Here is an 18026-nt window from a genome sequence, read left to right as displayed (position 1 = left end):
ATGAAAACTCATCACATCGCCGGTGCTGCGGCCATCGCCTTTGGGTTGTTGACGCTGATCTCGGGTGGATCGGCCCTGTTCGGCGCGGTTGACATGGGGGCCGTCGTGCCCTTCGTCCTGTGGTTCAACTTCCTCGCAGGCTTCGCCTATGTCATTGGCGGCCTGCTTCTGATGACCGGGCATCGGCTTGCGTTGCCCGTGGCGCTGACCATCCTGATCGCGACCGCAACGGTCTTTGCCGTGTTCGGCTGGCGGGTTTTCGCAGGAGATGCCTTCGAGATGCGCACTGTCGGGGCCATGACACTGCGGACATTGTTCTGGGCCGCGATGGTGTGGGTTGCCATGAAGGCACGGGGCAGGAAAAGTCGCCTGTAGCGGCGTCAACCGCTCCTGGTGCGTCTTCGATTCAAACCTCTACCGTTTCATCCACGGTACTGACACATCGACGGAGCCATAATGAACGAACAACTCTGGCAAAAGGATCAGGGCTGCAATCCTGTAAGTTCTAGCGTGACAGACATACCCGAGCTTTGTCGAGTCATGCGTCCGTAAACCGGACCAGGCGATGTGCCGAAGTTCACGCGGACGGCGGTACCCGTGGGCTGGTACCCGGTGTAGATTTCACCTGCACGCCTCCGACTGATCACGCAGGACCGCGTAGTCACTTAGCATCCGCAAGACGACCGCATCCTCAGGCAATGCTTCGACCTCGATAGCGGCTCGCAACTGATCGACTTTGGTGTATTTGACGACAGGCGGGCAAGCGGCAGGTCCGTCAAAATCGCCCATCGCGCATGCGCTGAGCCAGAGCATCACGATCAGCGGGGCGGCGGCTGGCGGCGTCCAGCATCTGGCGTTGGACTTCATGGGTTTTCTCCGATGTTGAAAGGCGTTCTGCCAGCCGACCGGTCCGTTCACCGGCGCGGCGCAAGTTCATCAGGAACAGGGCGATGGTGAGGGCGGCCAGCAGCAGGCCCAGCGCTTTGCGCGCCGGGCCGCTGGCGAGGAGGACGGTGATCCAGCCCATCAGCGCTGGCCCCGCTTCCAGTCATCGATCCGGGCGTGGATCGCGATCGCAATGCCGATCAGCGCCACGGCGATGAACACCCAGCGCAGGGTGTCGAGGTAAGGCACCAGGGGCAGGATCGCGGATTGGGTTTCTGCCAGGACATCTTGCGCGACTTCGACACCGGCAGCGCCGACAGTGGCGATGCCCGCTGTCCCGCCGCCTTTCAGGGTGCGGCTATCGGCCAGCACTTCGCGGGCAGGCTGGGTTTCCGGCACGAAGGGCGTCGCACGGGGAGCGAAGGGTTCGCCCCAGCTGCGCGCAGGCCCGAGGTCGATATGCATAAAGCCCGAGCGCGGATAGGTGCCGAAACCGAGAAAGCCAACGGCGCGGGCAGCCTCTGCAAAGGTGACCGGATCATGGTTCGACATGGCGATGTCGAAGGCCGTGCCCAGCATGTGCTTCGAGGCCGGGGCCCCACCGACGGCGCGGTTGTGGCTCGGGCTGCGATAACCCGAGCGGACGATCAGCGGCTTGCCGAGGCGGTTGCGCAGGGACTGCAGCTTGTCCATGGCCTCGGTGTTGATCTTGATTGCGCCGGTGCCGCGGCAGGCGATCTCGGCCGGGGAGAAACTGGGCCAGCGCCAGGCGCTTTCGGGCACGTCGCGGAAATGGGCATAGGTCGTGGTCGGCATGGTTGGTCTCCAGAAATGCAAAACCCGCCTCTGGGGCGGGTGGGGGACAGGTTCAGTGATGGTCTTGGGGGCGCGTCAGTCGGTACGGCCGCGCTGAAAAGCTTCGAACATCACGTCGCGCATGGCACGGATGTCGGTTTCGATGCGTTCCAGCCGGTCGGCATCGGCCTTGCGGTCATCGGCGCGCTGCTTGTCGGTGCGCTCGCGTTCGAGATGCAGTTCCCGGTCCAGCCGCTCCAGCATCGCCTCGTTGGTGAATGCCTTGCGGGTGACGGTGGCGGCGATGGCAAGAGAACCACCGACCAGCGCCGTGATGGCAGCGGTCATGCCGTTGTCGCGGAAGGCCTGGCCGACTTCCTGCAGGAGGGACGTTCGTTCTGTCATGTTGATATCCTTTAGTAATCTGTCTCGAGGTAAACGCCCGCGCAGTCGTAGGCGACGGCCGCCGCTGTGGCGCCGTTGTTCATGTAGTTGCGCGGGCTGAGCAGTTGGGTGGCAGCGGGCATGTCGGTGGTGATGGTGAACTCGACCGCCGCGCCGCTGACCTCCTCGACCAAACGCACGCCGATGTCGGCCCCGTTCGGCGTGGCGGCGATGTAGAGCGTCAGCACATTCGTCAGGCTCGCCACCGGGAAACTGGCCCCAAGGTCGATCAGCGTCGGCGCGCCGGTGCCGTCATTGTGCACCAGCTGCCAGTTGGCATGTGTGCCGCGCTGGAACCCGATGCCGATGCAGTTCACCACAGTGGACAGCGTCAGGGTCGTTGCCAGCGCCGCCACCGATCCATAGAGGCCGAAGAACCCCATCCCCGTCGCCTGCAGCGTGGTCAGCGACAGCCGGTTGACGTAGTTCCAGCCGCCAAGGCCCTCTGCATTCCCGCGCCAGCAAACCCAGCCCGCGGAGCGTTCCTCGGCGGCGGCATTGGCGGTGGCGGCACTGGTGACGCGCCAGCGGCGTATGCTGGCGGCAAGGCCGGTGGTGGCAAGGGTTGGCGTGGCCACCGTGCCGACGGCCGTGCGCGGCATGCCATCCGTCGTCACGGTGGTGCTGACCGACGGCGACCAGGTGGCGACCCGGTTGACCCCGAAATGCGGTTGCAGCGGAAAGTGACGGCCGGACGGGCGCTGCACATCGACCCAGCCCGTTCCGGCACGATTGCGGCCATAAAGCGCGATCCGCCCCGCTGGCGGTGGCGCGGGGGCTGCGTCATGCGCGGGCAGCAACAGCGGTTCAGGCAGTTCGACCCTGCCATTGGTGCGGTCGATTTTCACGGCATCGAAGAAGTCCGAGCCATTCGGGCTGACCTTGACGCTGAAATCGTCACTGGCAAGCAGGCCGATCAGCGCCCGCGCCGAGAATCCGGTCTTGAAGGCGAAGGCCGCATCGTTTCCGGCCGCTGCCTTGTTGACGGTGGCCTCGATCCCGGCCCCGGCGTTGTTGAACAGGAGCGCCGGGGTGTTGACCGAAACCCGGTTGTAGCTGTCTGCCGTTGCGCCACCAAGGCCCAATAGCTGCGCCGTCAGGTTGGCCTGGGGCATGCCGACTTGCGTGACGGCATTTGCGAACGTCACCGTGGGTGTGTTGACGACCGTCGTGCCGCCAGCGCCTGCGGTCGCCGACCCGATGTTGACGACCGTTGTCGATCCGGATGCGCCACCCGTGCCAAGGTTCAGGGTCTTGGTCACGCCGGTCGGATTGACCCCAGTCCCCATTCCATAGGTTGCAGTCGTGATCGCTGTGCCGATCGAGGCCGCCGCCGCCGAAACCGTGACCGTCCCCGAGGCGGTCAGCGTGCCGGTGATCGACACAGCACCCGACGCTGTCAGCGAACCCGAGAAGGTCTTGTTGCCAGTGAAGGTCTGGGTGCCTGCGAGAATTGCCAGTTCTGACGATGTGTTCGGCAACGCGAAGGTTCGGGTCGTGCCAGTGCCGATCCCCGACAGCGAGAACACCGCCTTCTTTGTCGGGTCGGCATCGTTCACCAAGCTGAAGACAGCATCCGACACATCCACCGGTTCGCCGACCAAATCCCAGGCCGACCCGTTCCAGACGACAATGGCCTGTTCCGCCGCGATCCATGATAACCAGCCCGGGCGCGGCACCAGCCGCATCCAGACGCCATCGACCCAAAAGGCCACGTTCAAGTCCCAGCCTGCCCAGAGACCTGTCGCGCCCGATGCGACGATATGCCGGTCGCCATCGGTCGGGCTGACGGGTGGGGCGGCGCGGTTGCGATCCAGCACCGACAGCTGAACCATCGCATCCAGCAGGCGCAGCGCCTCGTTGTGGGTGACATGCTTCTGGGCCTGCGATGCCAGGATGTAGGGCAGCAGGAGGTGGGTGGTGATGTCGGACATTTTTCGGTCTTTCTGGGTGTGCGCTTTCAGATGCTGAGTGTGACGGAACGCCCAGCGCCCCGGCCGATCAGGGCCGAGAGCTGGTAGATGCGGATGGCGAGGGATTGGCCGGGGCCGAGGGGTGCGCCCCAGTCTGCGGTCTGCTGCGCGGCGGTGTAGAGGACGCTGGTTGTGGTCGTGGTCAGCGTGCGCTTGACCGTACTGCCATCACGGATTTCCACCTCGTAGGCTTCACTGTCTTCGGCCAAAGGCACATCGCCCGCGCCCCAGGTGTCAGCGGCAAGTGATCGCGACCTGCGCGTCCAACGGATCGTCAGATCGCCGAGGCTGCGTGCCGTGCGCCAAGGCTGTTCGACATGCGCGACCGAAAACGGCCGCAACCCAGCGCCGTCCGGGGTGAAGCTGGTGGCGACAAAGGTCTCGTCGCTGACAGGCTTGGACGCAGGGCCGATGCGCCAGTTCCACGGCAGGCCCAGATCGGCTTCAGCAATGGGCAAAGGTGCCACGGCAGTGTCCAGCACAACAAACCGCGCGCCGGTCGGTACCATTGCAACCATGGCCCATTCTGTCCCACGCTGGCCGCGCAGCAATCGGGTCAGCCGATAGCGCCCCGGCGCGATCAGTTCAGCTGACCCTGCTTGGACGATTTCCCATTGCCCGGCGCCAGTGTCGACGGCCAGCGCATTGGCCCCACCGAGCAAGGTGATGTCCGTGACGCTTTCCAGCGTGCCGGAATAGAGATCTACCACCAGCGCATTGCCCAGATCGAAGCGCGACACTGGCCCCGCGTAAAAATCTGCCGCCAGCACACCCATGCGCGCCCGAGAGCTGAAGGTCGTCAGCAGGGCAAAGCCATCAGTCGCTGCGCTGCGGTAGACGGCGATTTCGCCGGGCCATGGCTTGGCATGCGCCGCGACTATGGGCCGATGCGCAGGCTGATCTTCGCGCAATTGTGGCAGGTCCAGCAGCAGAACATCCGGCGCGCCGAAAACCGTCGGCGTCGACAGCGTGGCCGGTCGAGGCTCTCCGGGCGGCAGGTCATAGACCGCCCTGTCCTGGCGCACGGCGTCGACGCTGCGAAGATCGGAGTCGGCGATGGACACAAGCCGCATTTCCGTCAGGCGGCCATCGTGGTCGAGCAGGATGACGTCGCAAGGATCCAGTGCCAGACGCGAAGGCGGCAGGCGAAACGCCGCACTCTCCCGACCCACCCAAGCTTCCATCAGCGCGCGGCGGCAGCGGCGTTCGGCCTCCTCTGGCGGGATGGCCATTGGAAACGACTCGGACGCGATACGCGTGGTGTCGACGGTGATGCGCCGCGCCTCGACCTGTGCCGCGTCATAGTCCTCGTCGGCGCGGGCGACCTGCCACTTCAAGGCCTGCGGCAATTCGGTTTCCTGCGCCCGGGTTAGTTCCATCACGTCGCCTTGCGCCGAGGCGGGCGCGACCATGCTGTCGGGCGTGATGGTCAGACCGGCAATGCGGCCGCGCATCAGGAAGCGGATGCGGCCCTCGCTTTCGACAGCATCGAAGCCGAAATGCCGGGCAAGCGTGGAAATCGAGGCGCGCGGGGCTTCCAGAGCGGAGACGACGTAGCCTTCAACTGCGCCCCAGAGGCCGGAGACGTCGATCAATTCCTCCGGCATGCCAGCGCGCAGGCAGAGGTGACGGACAAGGGCAGCGAGGGATACCGCGCCCAGCCGCCCGGTCAGCCAATGCCCGAGCCGCCAGTTCGGGCCATCGGTCCAGACATCGGTCAGTTGTGGAAAGAACGGATAGGGCCGCGCGTCCCACGTCCAGGCGGCGCATTCCGGCACATGCACCATACGCGCGCCATAGACCGAGGAAGTCGGGTTGTTCGCCGCAACACCCCAGAACTGATAGGTTGCCTCCAGATATGCCCGCTGGATCGCATCGTCGCGCCAGCCGCGCGAGAAGTAGGGGTTGAAACTCTCCGACGATTTCGGGTCGAAGAATACGTTCGGCTGGTTGGCACCCCGGTCAATCGCCGGGCACCCAAGTTCGGTGAACCAGATCGGTTTCGACTGCGGCACCCATGCCGTCGGCGTGCCGCTTTCCACTCCGCCGGGCCGGTTGAAATGCGGGTTTTGCCACCAGGCTCGCAGATCCTTGAAGCGAAAGACCCATGGTTTGGCCGCCGCGCCATCTGTGATCGGCGTGCGGTTTTGCGCGGCGCGATCAAGGGCGCTGCCATAGAACCAGTCGAAGCCTTCGCCGCTGATGATGTTCGATTGCAGATAATCCCGGTCGTAAATCGCAGGCGCCAGCGCGGCATCTGCATGGTCAAAGCCATCGCGCCAGTCCGATAGCGGCATGTAGTTATCAATGCCGATGAAGTTGATGTTGGCGTCCGACCAGAGCGGATCGAGGTGGAAGAACACATCGCCCGAGCCATCAGCGGGGTGATGGCCGAAATATTCCGACCAGTCGGCCGCATAGCCGATCTTGGGTCCAGCGCCCAGGATGGCACGGACATCGGCTGCGAGGGACTTGAAGGCGGTGACGGCAGGATAGGTGCTGGCGCCCGAGCGGATGGTTGTCAGGCCGGGCATTTCCGAGCCGATCAGGAAGGCATCGACGCCGCCTGCCGCTTTGCAGAGATGCGCATAGTGCAGGATCATCCGGCGCAGGGACCATTCACCGACCGTGCCGGTCCAGCTGACAGTGGTCCCCGACACGCTGAAGTTGGCTGGTGTGGCCGTGCCGAACAGCGCAGCGACCTGCGTGGCAGCGGTCGCGGTCTTGTCCACCGATCCTGCAAAACCCGCAGCCGGGGAACAGGTGATCCGTCCTCGCCAGGGGAACGTGGGCTGGCCCGAGGTGGCGGCATTGGCGCTGTAGGGATTGGGCTTGGTGTTTCCGGGTGGCACGTCCGGCAGCAGGAACGGATAGAAGGTCACCCGCAACCCGCGCGCCTTCATCTCCTGAATTGCCTGCACCACTGCGAAGTCGGCGGGCGTGCCGCCATAAACAGGACGGTCTTCAGCATCGCGACTGACAAGAAACGCATCAGCACGTGCGACACCGTTCACGATCCAAGCGGACGGTGTCGTGGTCTTGGTGTCCACCTCGACGCCCGGCCGCACCTTGCAGTTCCCGGCCCGCAGATCATCACCGAACCACGCGACAACCAGGCTGACGCTTTCCACAGACGGAGCGAGCGACTGCAGCCGGTCCAGCGCCACAACGATGTCGGCGGTGTCGGTGATGGCATTCAGGTTCTCGGCCACTGTCGCGCCGCCGGAGCCGGTGGATTTTTTGACCGGGGCGGTCGCATAGGTGAATTCGCCGGATGCCGGGATCATCGTCACAGCCTTCACCAGCCCTTCGGCGGTGTCGGGATCGGCCAGCGGGCGGAACACCTCGAAACTGATCTGCGGCAGACGATTGCCGAACGCGCTGAGGTTCAGTTCTTCGAAGACAACATAGGCGGTGCCACGATAGGCCGGGGTGCTGGCGGCACCCATCTTGGCGGAAATGAACGGGTCAGGGGCCTGTGCCTCATCGCCCGGATACCAGCGCCAGGTGACGCCGGTCATGTCCATGGCCTTGCCGTCGGCCCAGACCCGACCGATGCCGGTGATCTCGCCTTCGCACAAGGCGACAGCGAAGCTGGCGAAGTAGAGATATTCGGTCGTCGTGACCTTTGGCCCGCTGCCCTTGCCGCCGCCCTGGCTGGTTGTGTTCACCTCTTCACGGAAATCCGTGGCCCAGATGATGTTGCCGCCGATCCGCATCCGGCCGAACAAGCGCGGGATCACGGCCCCTTCGGTCGAGGAGGTGATGCGCAGGCTGTCGAGCCGCGCGCCTTCGATCCGTTGGGCGGGGGCGAGGGATGATACGATCCAGTTGTCGACCACAGACCCAATGGTCGAGCCAATGAAGCCCCCGATGGCCGCGCCGGAAAAGCCGAGGATTGCTCCGCCAAATGCGCCGCCAATCGCGGAGCCGACGGCGCCGAGAACCAAAGTTGCCATGTGTGGGGTCTTAGTCTCTTGGGAACAGGAAGGCGAAGGCGACCTTGCGCGCCCATGCCGTGGTCAGGATTTGCTCGACAACGCCCAGCCGTTCATAGGCGTGGATGAAACGGTCAGGGGCGGTCAGGATGCCGACGTGCTTGGCGATGGCGCGCGGTGACATGCGAAACAGGATCAGTGTGCCGGGTCTGGCCTCGGCTGGCATGATTTCCGGCATCATCTGGCGCGCACCGTCTGCCAGCACCTCGCGCGGGCCGGTCTCACCCCAATCCCGGCTGTAAGGCGGAATGGGGAAAGGCTCGTCGCCGACAACCTCACGCCAGACGCCGCGCGCCAGCCCAAGGCAATCGCAGCCGACCCCGCGCAGGCTGGCTTGATCGTGATAGGGCGTTCCGAGCCAGCGCCGGGCAGTCGCGATGACCACGGCAGGATCGGCGGTGATCACAGCACGTTTCCTTCATGGCCGCCGTCCTGACTGGCATAGCGCAGGACCGCATCCTGGCCTGGGATGTTGGGAAAGCCTCGGAAGTTAGCCGTGTTGGCGAACTTGGCACTGCAGGTCGCGATGCGCTTGTCGCAGCCCGCCCGCGCGATGAAGCCGTCGCCCTCGGCGACGGCGCGCACCGGTGCCTCCAGCAGGGTCAGGGTGGCGATGCTGCCATCCAGCCCATGCGCCAGCACCTCGGTGACGCGCCCGGCATTTGCCCCGCTGGTCCAAGTCAGGGTACCAGAGGTGAACCAGCCCGCATCAAACCCGGACAGCCCCGTGGCCATGAACGCCCGGTCGCGCAGCACGTCGGTGACAAGGCCGGTGCCCTTGTAGATCTCGTTCTCCAGATCGATTCCGCAGCGCGCATCGCCCAAGCGGGCATCGCACCCCGACTGAAACGTTCGTCCGACCGTCTGACCCAGAACATGCGCAAGGCTGCGCACCTCGGCGACAAAGGCCATGCGGCCACGGCGGATTTGCCCGACAGCACCCCGGCGCAAGAGCACGCGCTGGCTGGTATCGGCCCAGTTCACCCGCCACAGCTCCACCGCCGCATTGTCCCAGCGCCCGTCGAGGATGTCGGTTTCGGTGATACGATCCGAGGTCAGCACGCCGGTGGCATCCTGCGCATCGACGGCGAGATCGGAGCCAGCGCGAATTTCCGAGGCAGCGAATCCGCTTTCCGGCTCAAAGCTGGTGCCATCGAAGGTCAGCGCGCGATCATGATCGGTAAATCCCAGCGCCACGCCGTCGGTACGGCTGATCCGCCAGCACCAGGATAAGGTGGTCGTGCCGTCATCGAGATGGGTCTGCAGTGCAGGGGAGAGGCTTTTCATCTGCGGATCTCCAGCAGGGGGATGGCGGTGATCGACCCCAGCCGCTCAAAGTCGAGGGTCACGTCGAGGGTGTCGCTGTCGAAGCGGACCGGCACATCGAATTCGAAGCCAGCGCGGACGGCGACACCGCCAGCAGGGGCAGTGGTGAAGGTGACGACGCCAGTCGTCGTGTCCACGGTCCAGCCCGACATCTGTTCCACCATGCCCAGCGCGACGCGGACGGTCCCGGCGACGGGCTTGGCGATGGTCCTGACCCAAGTCTGCGCGCCGGAGGTGTAGCGTTTCGCCAGTTGGAAGGTTTGCAGGCTACCGGTGCCGGTGCCAATCTGCTGGTCTGTCGCGGTGATTGCCTGCGACGGCAGGGCAGATTTATAGTCGGCCCAATCCTTGTAGCGGAAGCCGTGCAAGCGGCCGTTGCGCGCTTCGAAGAAGGCGACGACTGCCGCCAGATCATCGGCTCGGCGAATGCCATAGGCGACGTCATAGCGGCGGCGCGAGTTGGCCCAGCTGGCGTTGCGTTCCTCGTCGCCGCTGGCCAGTTCCACGATTTGCGTGCGCCGCTCCGGCCCGCCCCTCGCCCCGCGGCTGATATTGTCGGGGAAGCGCACCTCGTGAAACGCCATCACATGCCCCTCCGGCCGAGGGACACGGCCCGGGCGATATCGGCTGCGACCTGTGTGCGGGATTGGCGGAAGCTTTCGGCGTCACGGGCGTTGATCGTGACGGAGATGTTCGGGGCAGAGCCTTGCCCTTGGCCATAACCAGCAGCTTCCCTGCGCGACAGAACCCGCTCTCCCCGTTGCAGGATGGCCGGAACTTCATCGGGCTTGATCCCGGCCCAGCCGCCCGCGTGCATGCGCGGGGCACCGGCAAAGGCCGTGGCCGGGACCATCCGGCCCGGGCCTGGCGATCCGACCATCCCACCCGCATGCAGGATATTAGCGAAGATACCACCCGCGCCGCTCAGTGCGCCCGACAGCGCGTTGGCGATGGGGCCGAGGATGAAGCGTCGTGCCGCCAGTTTGGCCAGATCGGCGATCATCGAGGTGACGAGGTCGCGGAAATCCAGCTTGCCGGTTTTCACGAACTCACCCACGGCGTTCTCGGCCGAGGTAAAGGCCGAGACCAGTGCATTGCCGATATCGCCACCGATGTCGCGGGCCTTAGCGGCATAGTCGGCGAGCGTGGCCAAGGCGGCTTCCCACCCGGTCTTGGCCACTTCGGCCCCAGCCGCTGCTGCTGCCCCAGCGCCACCAGCAGCGCGCCCTGCCTCGTTCATCGACTCGTCCAACCGGTCGGCAGCATCCGCTGCCCCGTCGAGCGCAGCCTCGCCTTCGGTTCCTGCCCCGGCCACTGCATCCCTCAGCGCCTGCCAGCTTTGCATCGGACGTGCGGCAGCGTCGGCCAGCACGCCAGAGGCCTCGCGATAGGCATCGGCCCGGGCTGTCGCCTCTTCGGCCATTCCGGCGAGGCCAAGGTCGGGCGTTGTAACATAGGTCTGCGCCATCGCGGCCGAAAAGGCTTCGGCTGCAGCGGTTCCAGCCGCCGCCGCTGATCCCGCGAAGGGGTTGTCGATCCTGCCCAGCGCCACGGGGTCCAGCGTGCCGATCCGCACCCCGCCTTCTCCCACCGCCCAATCGGGCAAGAGGTCCAGTGCGGCATTCAACCCGTTGATGAAATTGTTTATCCGGGTGACGACGCCGTTCAGCATGGCCTCGACGCCGCCGATCAGACCGTTGGCGGCCTGGAAGGCGAAATCGCCGATGGCACTCGGCAGCTGGCCCCAGATCGCTTTCACCGCATCATAGGCGCCTTTGAAAATGCCCGCCGCAGAATTGCCGAAGCTGGTCACGGCTTCCACTGAGGACTGCATCGCGCCATAGATCGTGGCCTGCAGCCCCGCCCAGCTGGCCTCGATCTTCGACCAGGCCGAGGCCGCGCCAAGACCGATGCGATCCCAGACCTCCAGCGCCAGATCTTTCAGGAGGCCAATCGCCGCGCCGAACCCGCCCGCGCCCGCGACCAGCCGGGTGAACTGGAACACCAGCTCCCCCGCTCCAACGATCAACGCCCCGATGCCGGTGCGGATCAGCGCGCCGCGCAGGATGACGAGGCCGGTGGCCAGACCCCGCACCGAAAGGGCCGCAGCCGCCAGCCCCGCCACCCAGCGCCCGACCATCAGCGTGGCAAAGGTGGCAGCGTAGGTGGTGAGGCGACCAATGTTGTCGAAGAGGGCGTTTATCGCGATGCCAATCGGCCCGGTACTACGCGCCATGTCGGCTAGCGTGTTGGCGATGGTTTCCAGCGCTGGGGCGACCGCTGCGGTCAATCGGTTGGTCAGCCCCAGCCAGATCAGGCTGAGCTTGGCGATGGCATCGCCAGTGCGTTCTATCTGGGCGGCATCAGCCGCGCTGACGGCCACGCCGAAGTCGCGCACGTCCTGCGCCGCCTCGTGCAACGTGGCCGGGTCAATCCGCAGAAACGCCAGCGCCGCCTTGTCGCCGAAGAGGTCAGACGCGACGGCCGCCCTTTCTGCTTCCGGCACAAACCGGTTCAGGGCTTCTTGAATGGCGACGATGCGCTGGTCGAGCGGCAGCGCCTGAAGCTCAGCGGCCGTCAGGTTCAGCCGTTCCAGCGCGCCGACGGCCGATCCGGAACCAGAGGCCGCTTCCGACAACCGGGTGGTGAGTTTCTTGGTCGCCTGTTCGATCTCGCCCATGGAAACCCCGGCAAGCTCACCCGCCCATGTCAGCACTTGCAGGCTTTCGACCGTGGTCTTCAGTGACGCCGCCATGTCGGCTTGCGCACCGATGGTCTCAAGGCCCGACCGCACCATCGCCACGCCCGCTGCCGCAGCTGCAACCGTCACGGCCGCAAGCGCGATCCCGGCCTTGCGGCCAAAACCGGCCAGCCGGGTGTTGGCCAGTTCCATCTCGGTCGACAGGCGGCCAAAGCCCCGCGCGCCAGCATCACCGATACCTTCGAGTTCCGCGCGCACCTGGCGGCCGCCCTCCGCCACGAGGCGGACGGACACGCGTTTTTCAGCCATCGCGGCCTCCTTCCATCTGTTCGTTCAGTTTGCGCACCATCACCGCCTCGATCTCGGGCAGCAGTTCTGCGGCGATCAGGGTGTCGATGCCCAGTGCCGCAGCGAGCGCGAGGGCCGCGCCCATGTCCCAGCCCAGCACCGCGCCTGGGTTCACGCGCAGTTGCCCACCAAGGCGGCCGACCAGATCCCAGACCTGCCAGCCTTCTTCGGTCTGGGGCCGGTTCAGTCTTGCAGGGCAGTCGGGGCAGGAAGCTTCGCAGGCCGCACAGTACCGCTCGCCACCGCCGAAGGACCAGTCGGCGAGGGCGCGGAGACGTTTTTTTCCGCGTCCAGGATCAGACCCTTCGCGACGTATCGGGTCTGGAACGCCTCGAAGACCGGCCAGATTTCCAAGAGGGCGTCGATGCCTTCGGGCGTGACGGGCACGATACTGCCTGCGTCGTCGCCGACCCCCTCCCAATCAAGTACCGCACGACGGGCTACGGCTTTGGCCATGGCGAGGGCCAACGCCTCCTGCGACGCTCCATCGGACAAGGCTTCAATCGCCGGATCGGCGCGTGCGGACACCATCAGGGCGGTGGTCAGGGGTCCGACGAGCAGGCGCAGGCCGGGGGCGAGGTCCAGCCATTGCGGCGTGGCAGTGAGGTTCAGTCGGATCATGATCAGTATCCTGCGAGGGTGTTGACGAGAACTGCGGTGCACATTCGGGCAGGGCTGGTTGCTTTGGCCGCCATCCAGTCGAAGGTCGCCTGCACGCCTTGTGGCCCAGCGATTTCGATGCGCGGGCGGGGCAGATAGACGGCATGAGCTGTGAAGGTGAAGCTGGCGTTGGCCCCGAGGCTGTAGTTGAACTCCAGCTCGCAGGGCGTGCCGTCGATGGCTTGCGTGATCAGCGTGGTGTCGGAGAAACGCACCTCAATCCGGCCCGACAGGGCGGCCATAGCGGGGTCGGCACCATCGATGCGCCCGTCGCCACGGATGGTTTCGATCCGGTCGAGGTTGTTGGAATAGGTGATCTCGGCCGAAACCACATTGCCCAAGGCCGAGCCATTCCTTTTCACCGTGCCGTTGAAGTGGCCAAACCGCTGCAGGCCCAGCGCCGTTGGCGTGCCAGCCGCCGTGGCAGCAGCGATGGTTTCGCCTTGGGCCACCAGCCGGGCCGTCGCAGTCAACAGACCCGACCGCTGCATCTGCCATGTCAGCTGATCCAGCACACAGCCGGAATACATCGCGAAGCGGGGTACCTCAGGCATGGCAGTTTCAATCGCCATGCTGGGCAGCGTCCAGTTGCCTGACTGGAAGGTGTGGGTCTTGGGCGTCGTCCCGCTGGTGACCGGCTGGCCGAAAGCTGCCTTCAGCCAGAACCCGAAAGCCTCCACATCAATGGGGATCACCACCTCGCCGTCGGCGGTGACCGCATCCTTGATCGGGGCCAGGGGATCGCGGCCATAGCCCAGCAGTTCGGATTCCAGCAGCGGCTGTTCCAACCCGAGCGTCGTCCGGGCAAAGGGCATCAGCCGGAACCCACTGACCGGCGGGGTGCCGTAAACCGTCTCATACGCAAGCGCCATCTGCGCCCGCGCGCCTTGCGCACGTGCCATGGGTTTCTCCTCGATGTTGGGGGTGTCAGGCCAGAGGGCCGGTGGTGGTGTAGTGCAAGACGACGGTGATCACCGCCGCCTTCAGCGCCGCCGCGCCCTCGATGGGCAGATCGACCGACGCCGGTGCTTCGGGTTCGACCCAATCGCAAAGGCCGCCAAGGGTGCGATCGGCTTCCATCGCCGTGCCGATGGCGGCGATCAGTATGTCGAAGGCGCTGGCCCTCCCGGTGCCCGTTTGGACGACGACCTCCAACTCGGCGCGATGCTGGAAATGGTAGCGTAGCGGTGACAGCGTGACCTCTGGCTCTCCGGGTTGGCCATCACGCAGAATGATCAGCCCGGACGTCGGGATCCGCTCAGGCAGCACCTCATCGCGCAGGACAAGGGCGGCAAGCGGCTGCAACCGCGCGTGCAGCGCGGCGAGGATGGTTTCGCGGGTGGTGGACATCGCTCTCACAGGTGTCCGCACCCTGTTGACGGGTGCGTTATGATGCGCTATCTTCACAAGTGTTCGCACCTTGTGGAGATTCGCTATGGTTTCCGAAAATACGACCCGGGTTTCATTCCGGCTGAAAAACGACATCCATGATCTGATTCAGAAGCTTTCGGCCGATGCAGGCATTGATCCCTCCGCGTTCATGCAACGCGCTCTCGAACGGGCGGTCTATGCGCATCTTCCACCTGAGCGGCAAAAGGAACTGGATGATACCGAAGCGCTCTATGCGGTAGCGCAACAGAAGGCCCGCGAGGTTTTCAATTCTGGTCGGTTCGATGAACACTTTACGCTGACTGTGTTTGGCGAGTTGATGACCGATCCGAAGGCCCGCACGCTTTACGAGGAGGTCATCGGTGCTGACGCCTATACCGATGGCGCTCCCAAGAAGACGCCGCTGAACATGTATCTCGGTTGGTACATCAAGAACGCAATCGACGCTGAGCCATTGTTGGACGATGCCGGGAAGCCGCGAAGGGCATTCGTCAAGGATCAGCCCATCAAGAGCTACACGCTCTTGAAGTCGACGAAATCCGCCGCGTCGGGCAGCGCTGCATTACGCATTTCGAGGAACTGAACCATGGCCGACCACAAGAAAGTCCTCGCATCGATTGCTGTTGCGACCGATCCAACGAAACTTCGGACCCTTCGGGAAAACGCACAGCGACTTGGAGTTCCCGAAGTGGATGAGGCGGCATTCAGACGGTTGGTCGAAATCCTGCCTGAAGAGGCTCCCGGCAGCATCGAGCACGACTTCTGGAAGACCATCCATGCCTTCGAAGAAATCTTGCGAGATGAACGCGGCAAGACAGTGAGGCTTTCGCGCACTCGGCAAAAGATCGACCGGGTCGGTGTGATGCGGACACTGATCGATTTTGCAGTGAGCAAGGCACCTACGGACGGTTTCAACATGCTGATCGAGCGCGGATTGCCGGAACTCACCGGAGAAGCACTTGTTCTCAAACACAGCGGCCACTTTGAACCTGCGGTGTTGGAAGCAGCCAAGTCCAGATTGGAGGGTGCCGGGGTTGATACATCAAAGCTATGGCCTCAGTCCTGATTGCTTGAGCATTGACTGGCTTTAGGGCGTTTTCCACATCGCCACGACAAGCCCCGGCACGCCGTCCACCGCCCGTTCGGCATCCCGCGCCAGATCCAGCCGTTTGCGCAATTTGACCTGAGGCACGAGCAGGAAGATTGGCACTGTGGCCACGCCGCGTCCGGTTTTGGATTTCGATGCCACGGCCCGGCCTTTCGAATTCAGTCGTCCCTCCGCTACGAGCAGGCTAGGCCCCCGGCGGCGATAGATGAACCGCAGGCGCAACCCAGTGCGGCGTTCCCATTCGCCGGGGGTGATGCGGCCACCTTTCGTGCTTTTCCCTGCAGCCGGGGTGGGGATTGCCAGCCAGAACCCATCCTTGGACCGGATCAGCGGCCCGGTGTCATGCGCACCGATGATGACCGGAGCGTTGGACCAGACGAGGGCCGCCGCGTTCAGGCTTTCGCCGGATTTCGGGAAGCTGGCCAGGCGGATGGAGTTGCCAAGCCGGGTGCCAAGCCCTGCGCCGGTGATTTGGCCGCGCCATGCGGACTTCAGGGAGGTGCCCGCTTCGCGCATGGCTGCGGACATGGCCTTTTCCCCGGCGGCGATTTCGGCCTGCATCAGGGCGACGAGGTCGGGATCGAAGGCGATTTTCAATTTCATGATGGCCGCAGGTCCAGTGTCCAGATCAGGCGTTCGCGGTCGCGCACCGGTTCGCCTTGGATGGTGAAGCTGTCGGTGCCGATCACGATCAGATCGCCCGTGCGTGGATCGGGCAGGTCGGATACGCGGACGTCCACCATCATTGTGTCACTGACAAACCGCCCAGCGCCGAATTCGGTGATGCGATCCGGGGCGCGGCGGATGACGCGGATGGGACGTTCCTCCGAGGTGATGGCAGAAATCCAGACAGCGGCCGCCGCCATGGTCGGGTTGGCGTAGATTCTGTCCATGGCAGCGGCGAAGACGGTCATGCCCCGACCGTCAGTTCGAGGTGTGAATGCGGATCGCGATGCGCGGCCGCTTGTTCACTGGCAGGATCGAGGCCTCGGTCATCAGGTCGATCCAGCGGCCCTTTTCGTCGAGGTGCTGGCGGGCGTAGAGCGGCAGGCCCACGGTATTCGCCGCCTCCAGCAGGTTGGCCGGGCCGCCATAGGTTGTGAAGGTGTCCATCGTGCCCAAGGGGAACGCGATGCCTTCGTTGGCCGGAACCAGCCGTTCGGTTGCCTTGGTCGAGAGGGTGACCGTGCCCGCATATTCCTCGAACACGATGCCCGCGAAGGGAAAATTGCGGCGCACGTCCTGGCGCAACGGCTGCGCGCCAGTTGCGGCATAGAACTTGTACGCCTCCTCGGTTTTGGGGTGCGCGATCAGCTTGTCGAAGAATTCCCGGCTGACGAGGGCATGCACGTCCGTCATGCTTTCGCCAAGGAGGTTGTCCTCGATTGCCCGCAAGACCTCGCGTACCTTGCCCTGCACATTGGTGCCAGCTGTGCCGAGGACGAAGTCGACCGAGATCTGCGCCAGCCCGAATTCGGTGAAGTAGTTGTAAAGGGTCGTCCCAGCGCCATCCTTCACGATGCCGCGGAGCGCATTCATCTCCATGTATTCGCGGGTCTGGGCATGCTTGCGGCGCATCAGCTGCAGCTTGCGGTTCATCACCTCGACCAGCGGATCGGCACCATCGAAGACGCCCAGCGCGGGCTGGCCCTGAATGTCACCGGGCAAGATGACGTCATCATGCGGGATCCACGGCAGGGCGAAGCTGCGCATCGAGCGGCCTTCCCGGGTGCCGACGGTTGCAGGCCCGCCCAGCGGAACCGAAGGCAGCAGGTTCAGGACACCCTCGTATTGCTCGATGATCACCGAACGCTGGGTGACGCCTTCGAAACGGAACAGGCCGATCTGGCCGAGGCGGGTGTAAAGGTTGGGCAGGATGTTGATGGCCTGCGTCATCTCGGCCAGCGAGTAACCGCCAGCGTCAAAGGGATTGCGGACAAGGGTCATGGGGTGCTCCGGGGATTTGGGGAAAGGGATGCCGACGTCGCGCGTCAGACGCCGTCGCGGGCGATGATGCCGACGGCGGCAAGCTGGCTGATTTTGGCAGTGATCTTGGCTGCGTCGTTGACGGTGCCCTCGTAGGCCAGGCCCGCGCGGGAGACGATCGAAGGGCCACGGGCCACTACGATGCCAACGGCGTCAGCCAGCGTGGCGTTCACCGGGTAAAGCAGGACCGCAACGGCGACCTGTGCGCCATCCGCGCCGGTGGCGGCTGACAGGGTGTATTTCCCGCTTGCGGTGATGCGGCCGAGGACGGCACCAGAGGGATAGTTGGTACCGATCAGCAGCGTGATCACTTCGCGGGTGTAGTTCGGGTTGACCTCATATTTGAGGACGTCGCCCATGCTGGGCGGTTCCGTCAGGACGGGCATTGGTCAGTCTCCATGTCTTGGGGGATG

Annotated in this window: 20 protein-coding genes; 3 read left to right on the top strand and 17 right to left on the bottom strand. The window is 64.7% G+C overall.

The features are described 5' to 3' along the window. Positions 1 to 375 carry a hypothetical protein gene (locus V3C85_RS08030; RefSeq protein WP_165053968.1) on the top strand — a complete coding sequence of 125 codons (375 nt, stop codon included), beginning with the start codon at positions 1 to 3 and terminating at the stop codon, positions 373 to 375. 400 nt (positions 376 to 775) lie between these two features. Here the strand turns inward: V3C85_RS08030 and V3C85_RS08025 are convergent, their stop codons facing one another. The 13 genes from V3C85_RS08025 to V3C85_RS07965 all read right to left on the bottom strand — a co-directional run bounded on the left by V3C85_RS08025 (position 776) and on the right by V3C85_RS07965 (position 14480). Beyond that, positions 776 to 1027: a hypothetical protein gene (locus tag V3C85_RS08025; RefSeq protein ID WP_165053971.1), complete on the bottom strand. Its 252-nt coding sequence runs from the start codon at positions 1025 to 1027 to the stop codon at positions 776 to 778. Further along, a complete protein-coding gene (locus tag V3C85_RS08020; protein WP_165053973.1) occupies positions 1027 to 1701 on the bottom strand; it encodes a YcbK family protein in 675 nt (224 codons plus the stop codon). Before V3C85_RS08020 ends, V3C85_RS08025 begins: the two co-directional genes overlap by 1 nt. Before the next feature lie 75 nt (positions 1702 to 1776). Then, positions 1777 to 2085 (bottom strand): hypothetical protein, encoded by a 309-nt coding sequence (locus V3C85_RS08015; protein WP_165053976.1) that lies wholly within the window; start codon positions 2083 to 2085, stop codon positions 1777 to 1779. A gap of 11 nt (positions 2086 to 2096) precedes the next feature. Further along, complete coding sequence (locus tag V3C85_RS08010) at positions 2097 to 4058, bottom strand: DUF2793 domain-containing protein (RefSeq protein ID WP_165053979.1); 1962 nt, start codon at positions 4056 to 4058, stop codon at positions 2097 to 2099. A gap of 26 nt (positions 4059 to 4084) precedes the next feature. Next, the gene (locus V3C85_RS08005) at positions 4085 to 8056 is read right to left on the bottom strand and encodes a baseplate multidomain protein megatron (RefSeq protein ID WP_331794561.1); all 3972 of its coding nucleotides are present in this window, start codon (positions 8054 to 8056) and stop codon (positions 4085 to 4087) included. Between the two features lie 10 nt (positions 8057 to 8066). Beyond that, the gene (locus tag V3C85_RS08000; RefSeq protein WP_445941996.1) at positions 8067 to 8498 is read right to left on the bottom strand and encodes an NlpC/P60 family protein; all 432 of its coding nucleotides are present in this window, start codon (positions 8496 to 8498) and stop codon (positions 8067 to 8069) included. Then, positions 8498 to 9382, bottom strand: a complete 885-nt coding sequence (locus V3C85_RS07995) for a DUF2163 domain-containing protein (protein ID WP_331794559.1) — start codon at positions 9380 to 9382, stop codon at positions 8498 to 8500. Before V3C85_RS07995 ends, V3C85_RS08000 begins: the two co-directional genes overlap by 1 nt. After that, positions 9379 to 10005 carry a DUF2460 domain-containing protein gene (locus tag V3C85_RS07990; protein ID WP_331794558.1) on the bottom strand — a complete coding sequence of 209 codons (627 nt, stop codon included), beginning with the start codon at positions 10003 to 10005 and terminating at the stop codon, positions 9379 to 9381. Before V3C85_RS07990 ends, V3C85_RS07995 begins: the two co-directional genes overlap by 4 nt. After that, positions 10005 to 12431, bottom strand: a complete 2427-nt coding sequence (locus V3C85_RS07985) for a phage tail tape measure C-terminal domain-containing protein (RefSeq protein ID WP_331794557.1) — start codon at positions 12429 to 12431, stop codon at positions 10005 to 10007. Before V3C85_RS07985 ends, V3C85_RS07990 begins: the two co-directional genes overlap by 1 nt. Continuing rightward, positions 12424 to 12570, bottom strand: coding sequence for a DUF7697 family protein (locus V3C85_RS07980; RefSeq protein ID WP_445941995.1), 147 nt, complete (start codon positions 12568 to 12570; stop codon positions 12424 to 12426). Before V3C85_RS07980 ends, V3C85_RS07985 begins: the two co-directional genes overlap by 8 nt. An 83-nt stretch (positions 12571 to 12653) precedes the next feature. Then, entirely contained in the window at positions 12654 to 13091 is a 438-nt protein-coding gene (locus tag V3C85_RS07975; protein WP_331794556.1) for a hypothetical protein, read from the bottom strand. Between the two features lie 2 nt (positions 13092 to 13093). After that, positions 13094 to 14032: a phage tail tube protein gene (locus V3C85_RS07970; RefSeq protein ID WP_331794555.1), complete on the bottom strand. Its 939-nt coding sequence runs from the start codon at positions 14030 to 14032 to the stop codon at positions 13094 to 13096. Between the two features lie 25 nt (positions 14033 to 14057). Continuing rightward, the gene (locus V3C85_RS07965) at positions 14058 to 14480 is read right to left on the bottom strand and encodes an acyl-CoA transferase (protein WP_331794554.1); all 423 of its coding nucleotides are present in this window, start codon (positions 14478 to 14480) and stop codon (positions 14058 to 14060) included. Positions 14481 to 14565: 85 nt separating this feature from the next. Between V3C85_RS07965 and V3C85_RS07960 the strand changes: the two genes are divergently transcribed. Further along, on the top strand, positions 14566 to 15102 hold the full coding sequence (locus tag V3C85_RS07960) for a hypothetical protein (RefSeq protein WP_331794553.1): 537 nt from the start codon (positions 14566 to 14568) through the stop codon (positions 15100 to 15102). Positions 15103 to 15105: 3 nt separating this feature from the next. After that, complete coding sequence (locus V3C85_RS07955) at positions 15106 to 15585, top strand: hypothetical protein (protein ID WP_331794552.1); 480 nt, start codon at positions 15106 to 15108, stop codon at positions 15583 to 15585. Between the two features lie 21 nt (positions 15586 to 15606). On the opposite strand, the gene V3C85_RS07950 is transcribed toward V3C85_RS07955, so the two are convergent. Genes V3C85_RS07950 through V3C85_RS07935 form a run of 4 tightly spaced genes read right to left on the bottom strand, consistent with a single transcriptional unit; the run spans position 15607 to position 17999 of the window. Further along, positions 15607 to 16230, bottom strand: coding sequence for a DUF6441 family protein (locus V3C85_RS07950; protein WP_331794551.1), 624 nt, complete (start codon positions 16228 to 16230; stop codon positions 15607 to 15609). Next, positions 16227 to 16541, bottom strand: a complete 315-nt coding sequence (locus V3C85_RS07945) for a head-tail joining protein (RefSeq protein ID WP_331794550.1) — start codon at positions 16539 to 16541, stop codon at positions 16227 to 16229. Before V3C85_RS07945 ends, V3C85_RS07950 begins: the two co-directional genes overlap by 4 nt. A gap of 10 nt (positions 16542 to 16551) precedes the next feature. After that, positions 16552 to 17574 (bottom strand): major capsid protein, encoded by a 1023-nt coding sequence (locus tag V3C85_RS07940; protein ID WP_331794549.1) that lies wholly within the window; start codon positions 17572 to 17574, stop codon positions 16552 to 16554. Positions 17575 to 17618: 44 nt separating this feature from the next. Continuing rightward, entirely contained in the window at positions 17619 to 17999 is a 381-nt protein-coding gene (locus V3C85_RS07935) for a head decoration protein (RefSeq protein ID WP_331794548.1), read from the bottom strand. Positions 18000 to 18026 lie beyond the last annotated feature (27 nt).

Origin of the sequence: Pseudotabrizicola sp. L79, from assembly GCF_036553525.1 — a bacterium.
GTDB lineage: Bacteria > Pseudomonadota > Alphaproteobacteria > Rhodobacterales > Rhodobacteraceae > Pseudotabrizicola.
The sequence above is the reverse complement of the archived record's forward strand: the minus strand, read 5'-3'. Positions and strand labels throughout refer to the sequence as shown.

What these genes read in the sequence shown, in the direction of transcription:
- V3C85_RS08030 (WP_165053968.1), top strand. Translation starts at nt 1, where the DNA reads ATGAAAACTCATCACATCGCCGGTGCTGCGGCCATCGCCTTTGGGTTG.
- V3C85_RS08025 (WP_165053971.1), bottom strand. Translation starts at nt 1,027, where the DNA reads ATGGGCTGGATCACCGTCCTCCTCGCCAGCGGCCCGGCGCGCAAAGCG.
- V3C85_RS08020 (WP_165053973.1), bottom strand. Translation starts at nt 1,701, where the DNA reads ATGCCGACCACGACCTATGCCCATTTCCGCGACGTGCCCGAAAGCGCC.
- V3C85_RS08015 (WP_165053976.1), bottom strand. Translation starts at nt 2,085, where the DNA reads ATGACAGAACGAACGTCCCTCCTGCAGGAAGTCGGCCAGGCCTTCCGC.
- V3C85_RS08010 (WP_165053979.1), bottom strand. Translation starts at nt 4,058, where the DNA reads ATGTCCGACATCACCACCCACCTCCTGCTGCCCTACATCCTGGCATCG.
- V3C85_RS08005 (WP_331794561.1), bottom strand. Translation starts at nt 8,056, where the DNA reads ATGGCAACTTTGGTTCTCGGCGCCGTCGGCTCCGCGATTGGCGGCGCA.
- V3C85_RS07995 (WP_331794559.1), bottom strand. Translation starts at nt 9,382, where the DNA reads ATGAAAAGCCTCTCCCCTGCACTGCAGACCCATCTCGATGACGGCACG.
- V3C85_RS07990 (WP_331794558.1), bottom strand. Translation starts at nt 10,005, where the DNA reads ATGGCGTTTCACGAGGTGCGCTTCCCCGACAATATCAGCCGCGGGGCG.
- V3C85_RS07985 (WP_331794557.1), bottom strand. Translation starts at nt 12,431, where the DNA reads ATGGCTGAAAAACGCGTGTCCGTCCGCCTCGTGGCGGAGGGCGGCCGC.
- V3C85_RS07975 (WP_331794556.1), bottom strand. Translation starts at nt 13,091, where the DNA reads ATGATCCGACTGAACCTCACTGCCACGCCGCAATGGCTGGACCTCGCC.
- V3C85_RS07970 (WP_331794555.1), bottom strand. Translation starts at nt 14,032, where the DNA reads ATGGCACGTGCGCAAGGCGCGCGGGCGCAGATGGCGCTTGCGTATGAG.
- V3C85_RS07965 (WP_331794554.1), bottom strand. Translation starts at nt 14,480, where the DNA reads ATGTCCACCACCCGCGAAACCATCCTCGCCGCGCTGCACGCGCGGTTG.
- V3C85_RS07960 (WP_331794553.1), top strand. Translation starts at nt 14,566, where the DNA reads ATGGTTTCCGAAAATACGACCCGGGTTTCATTCCGGCTGAAAAACGAC.
- V3C85_RS07955 (WP_331794552.1), top strand. Translation starts at nt 15,106, where the DNA reads ATGGCCGACCACAAGAAAGTCCTCGCATCGATTGCTGTTGCGACCGAT.
- V3C85_RS07950 (WP_331794551.1), bottom strand. Translation starts at nt 16,230, where the DNA reads ATGAAATTGAAAATCGCCTTCGATCCCGACCTCGTCGCCCTGATGCAG.
- V3C85_RS07945 (WP_331794550.1), bottom strand. Translation starts at nt 16,541, where the DNA reads ATGACCGTCTTCGCCGCTGCCATGGACAGAATCTACGCCAACCCGACC.
- V3C85_RS07940 (WP_331794549.1), bottom strand. Translation starts at nt 17,574, where the DNA reads ATGACCCTTGTCCGCAATCCCTTTGACGCTGGCGGTTACTCGCTGGCC.
- V3C85_RS07935 (WP_331794548.1), bottom strand. Translation starts at nt 17,999, where the DNA reads ATGCCCGTCCTGACGGAACCGCCCAGCATGGGCGACGTCCTCAAATAT.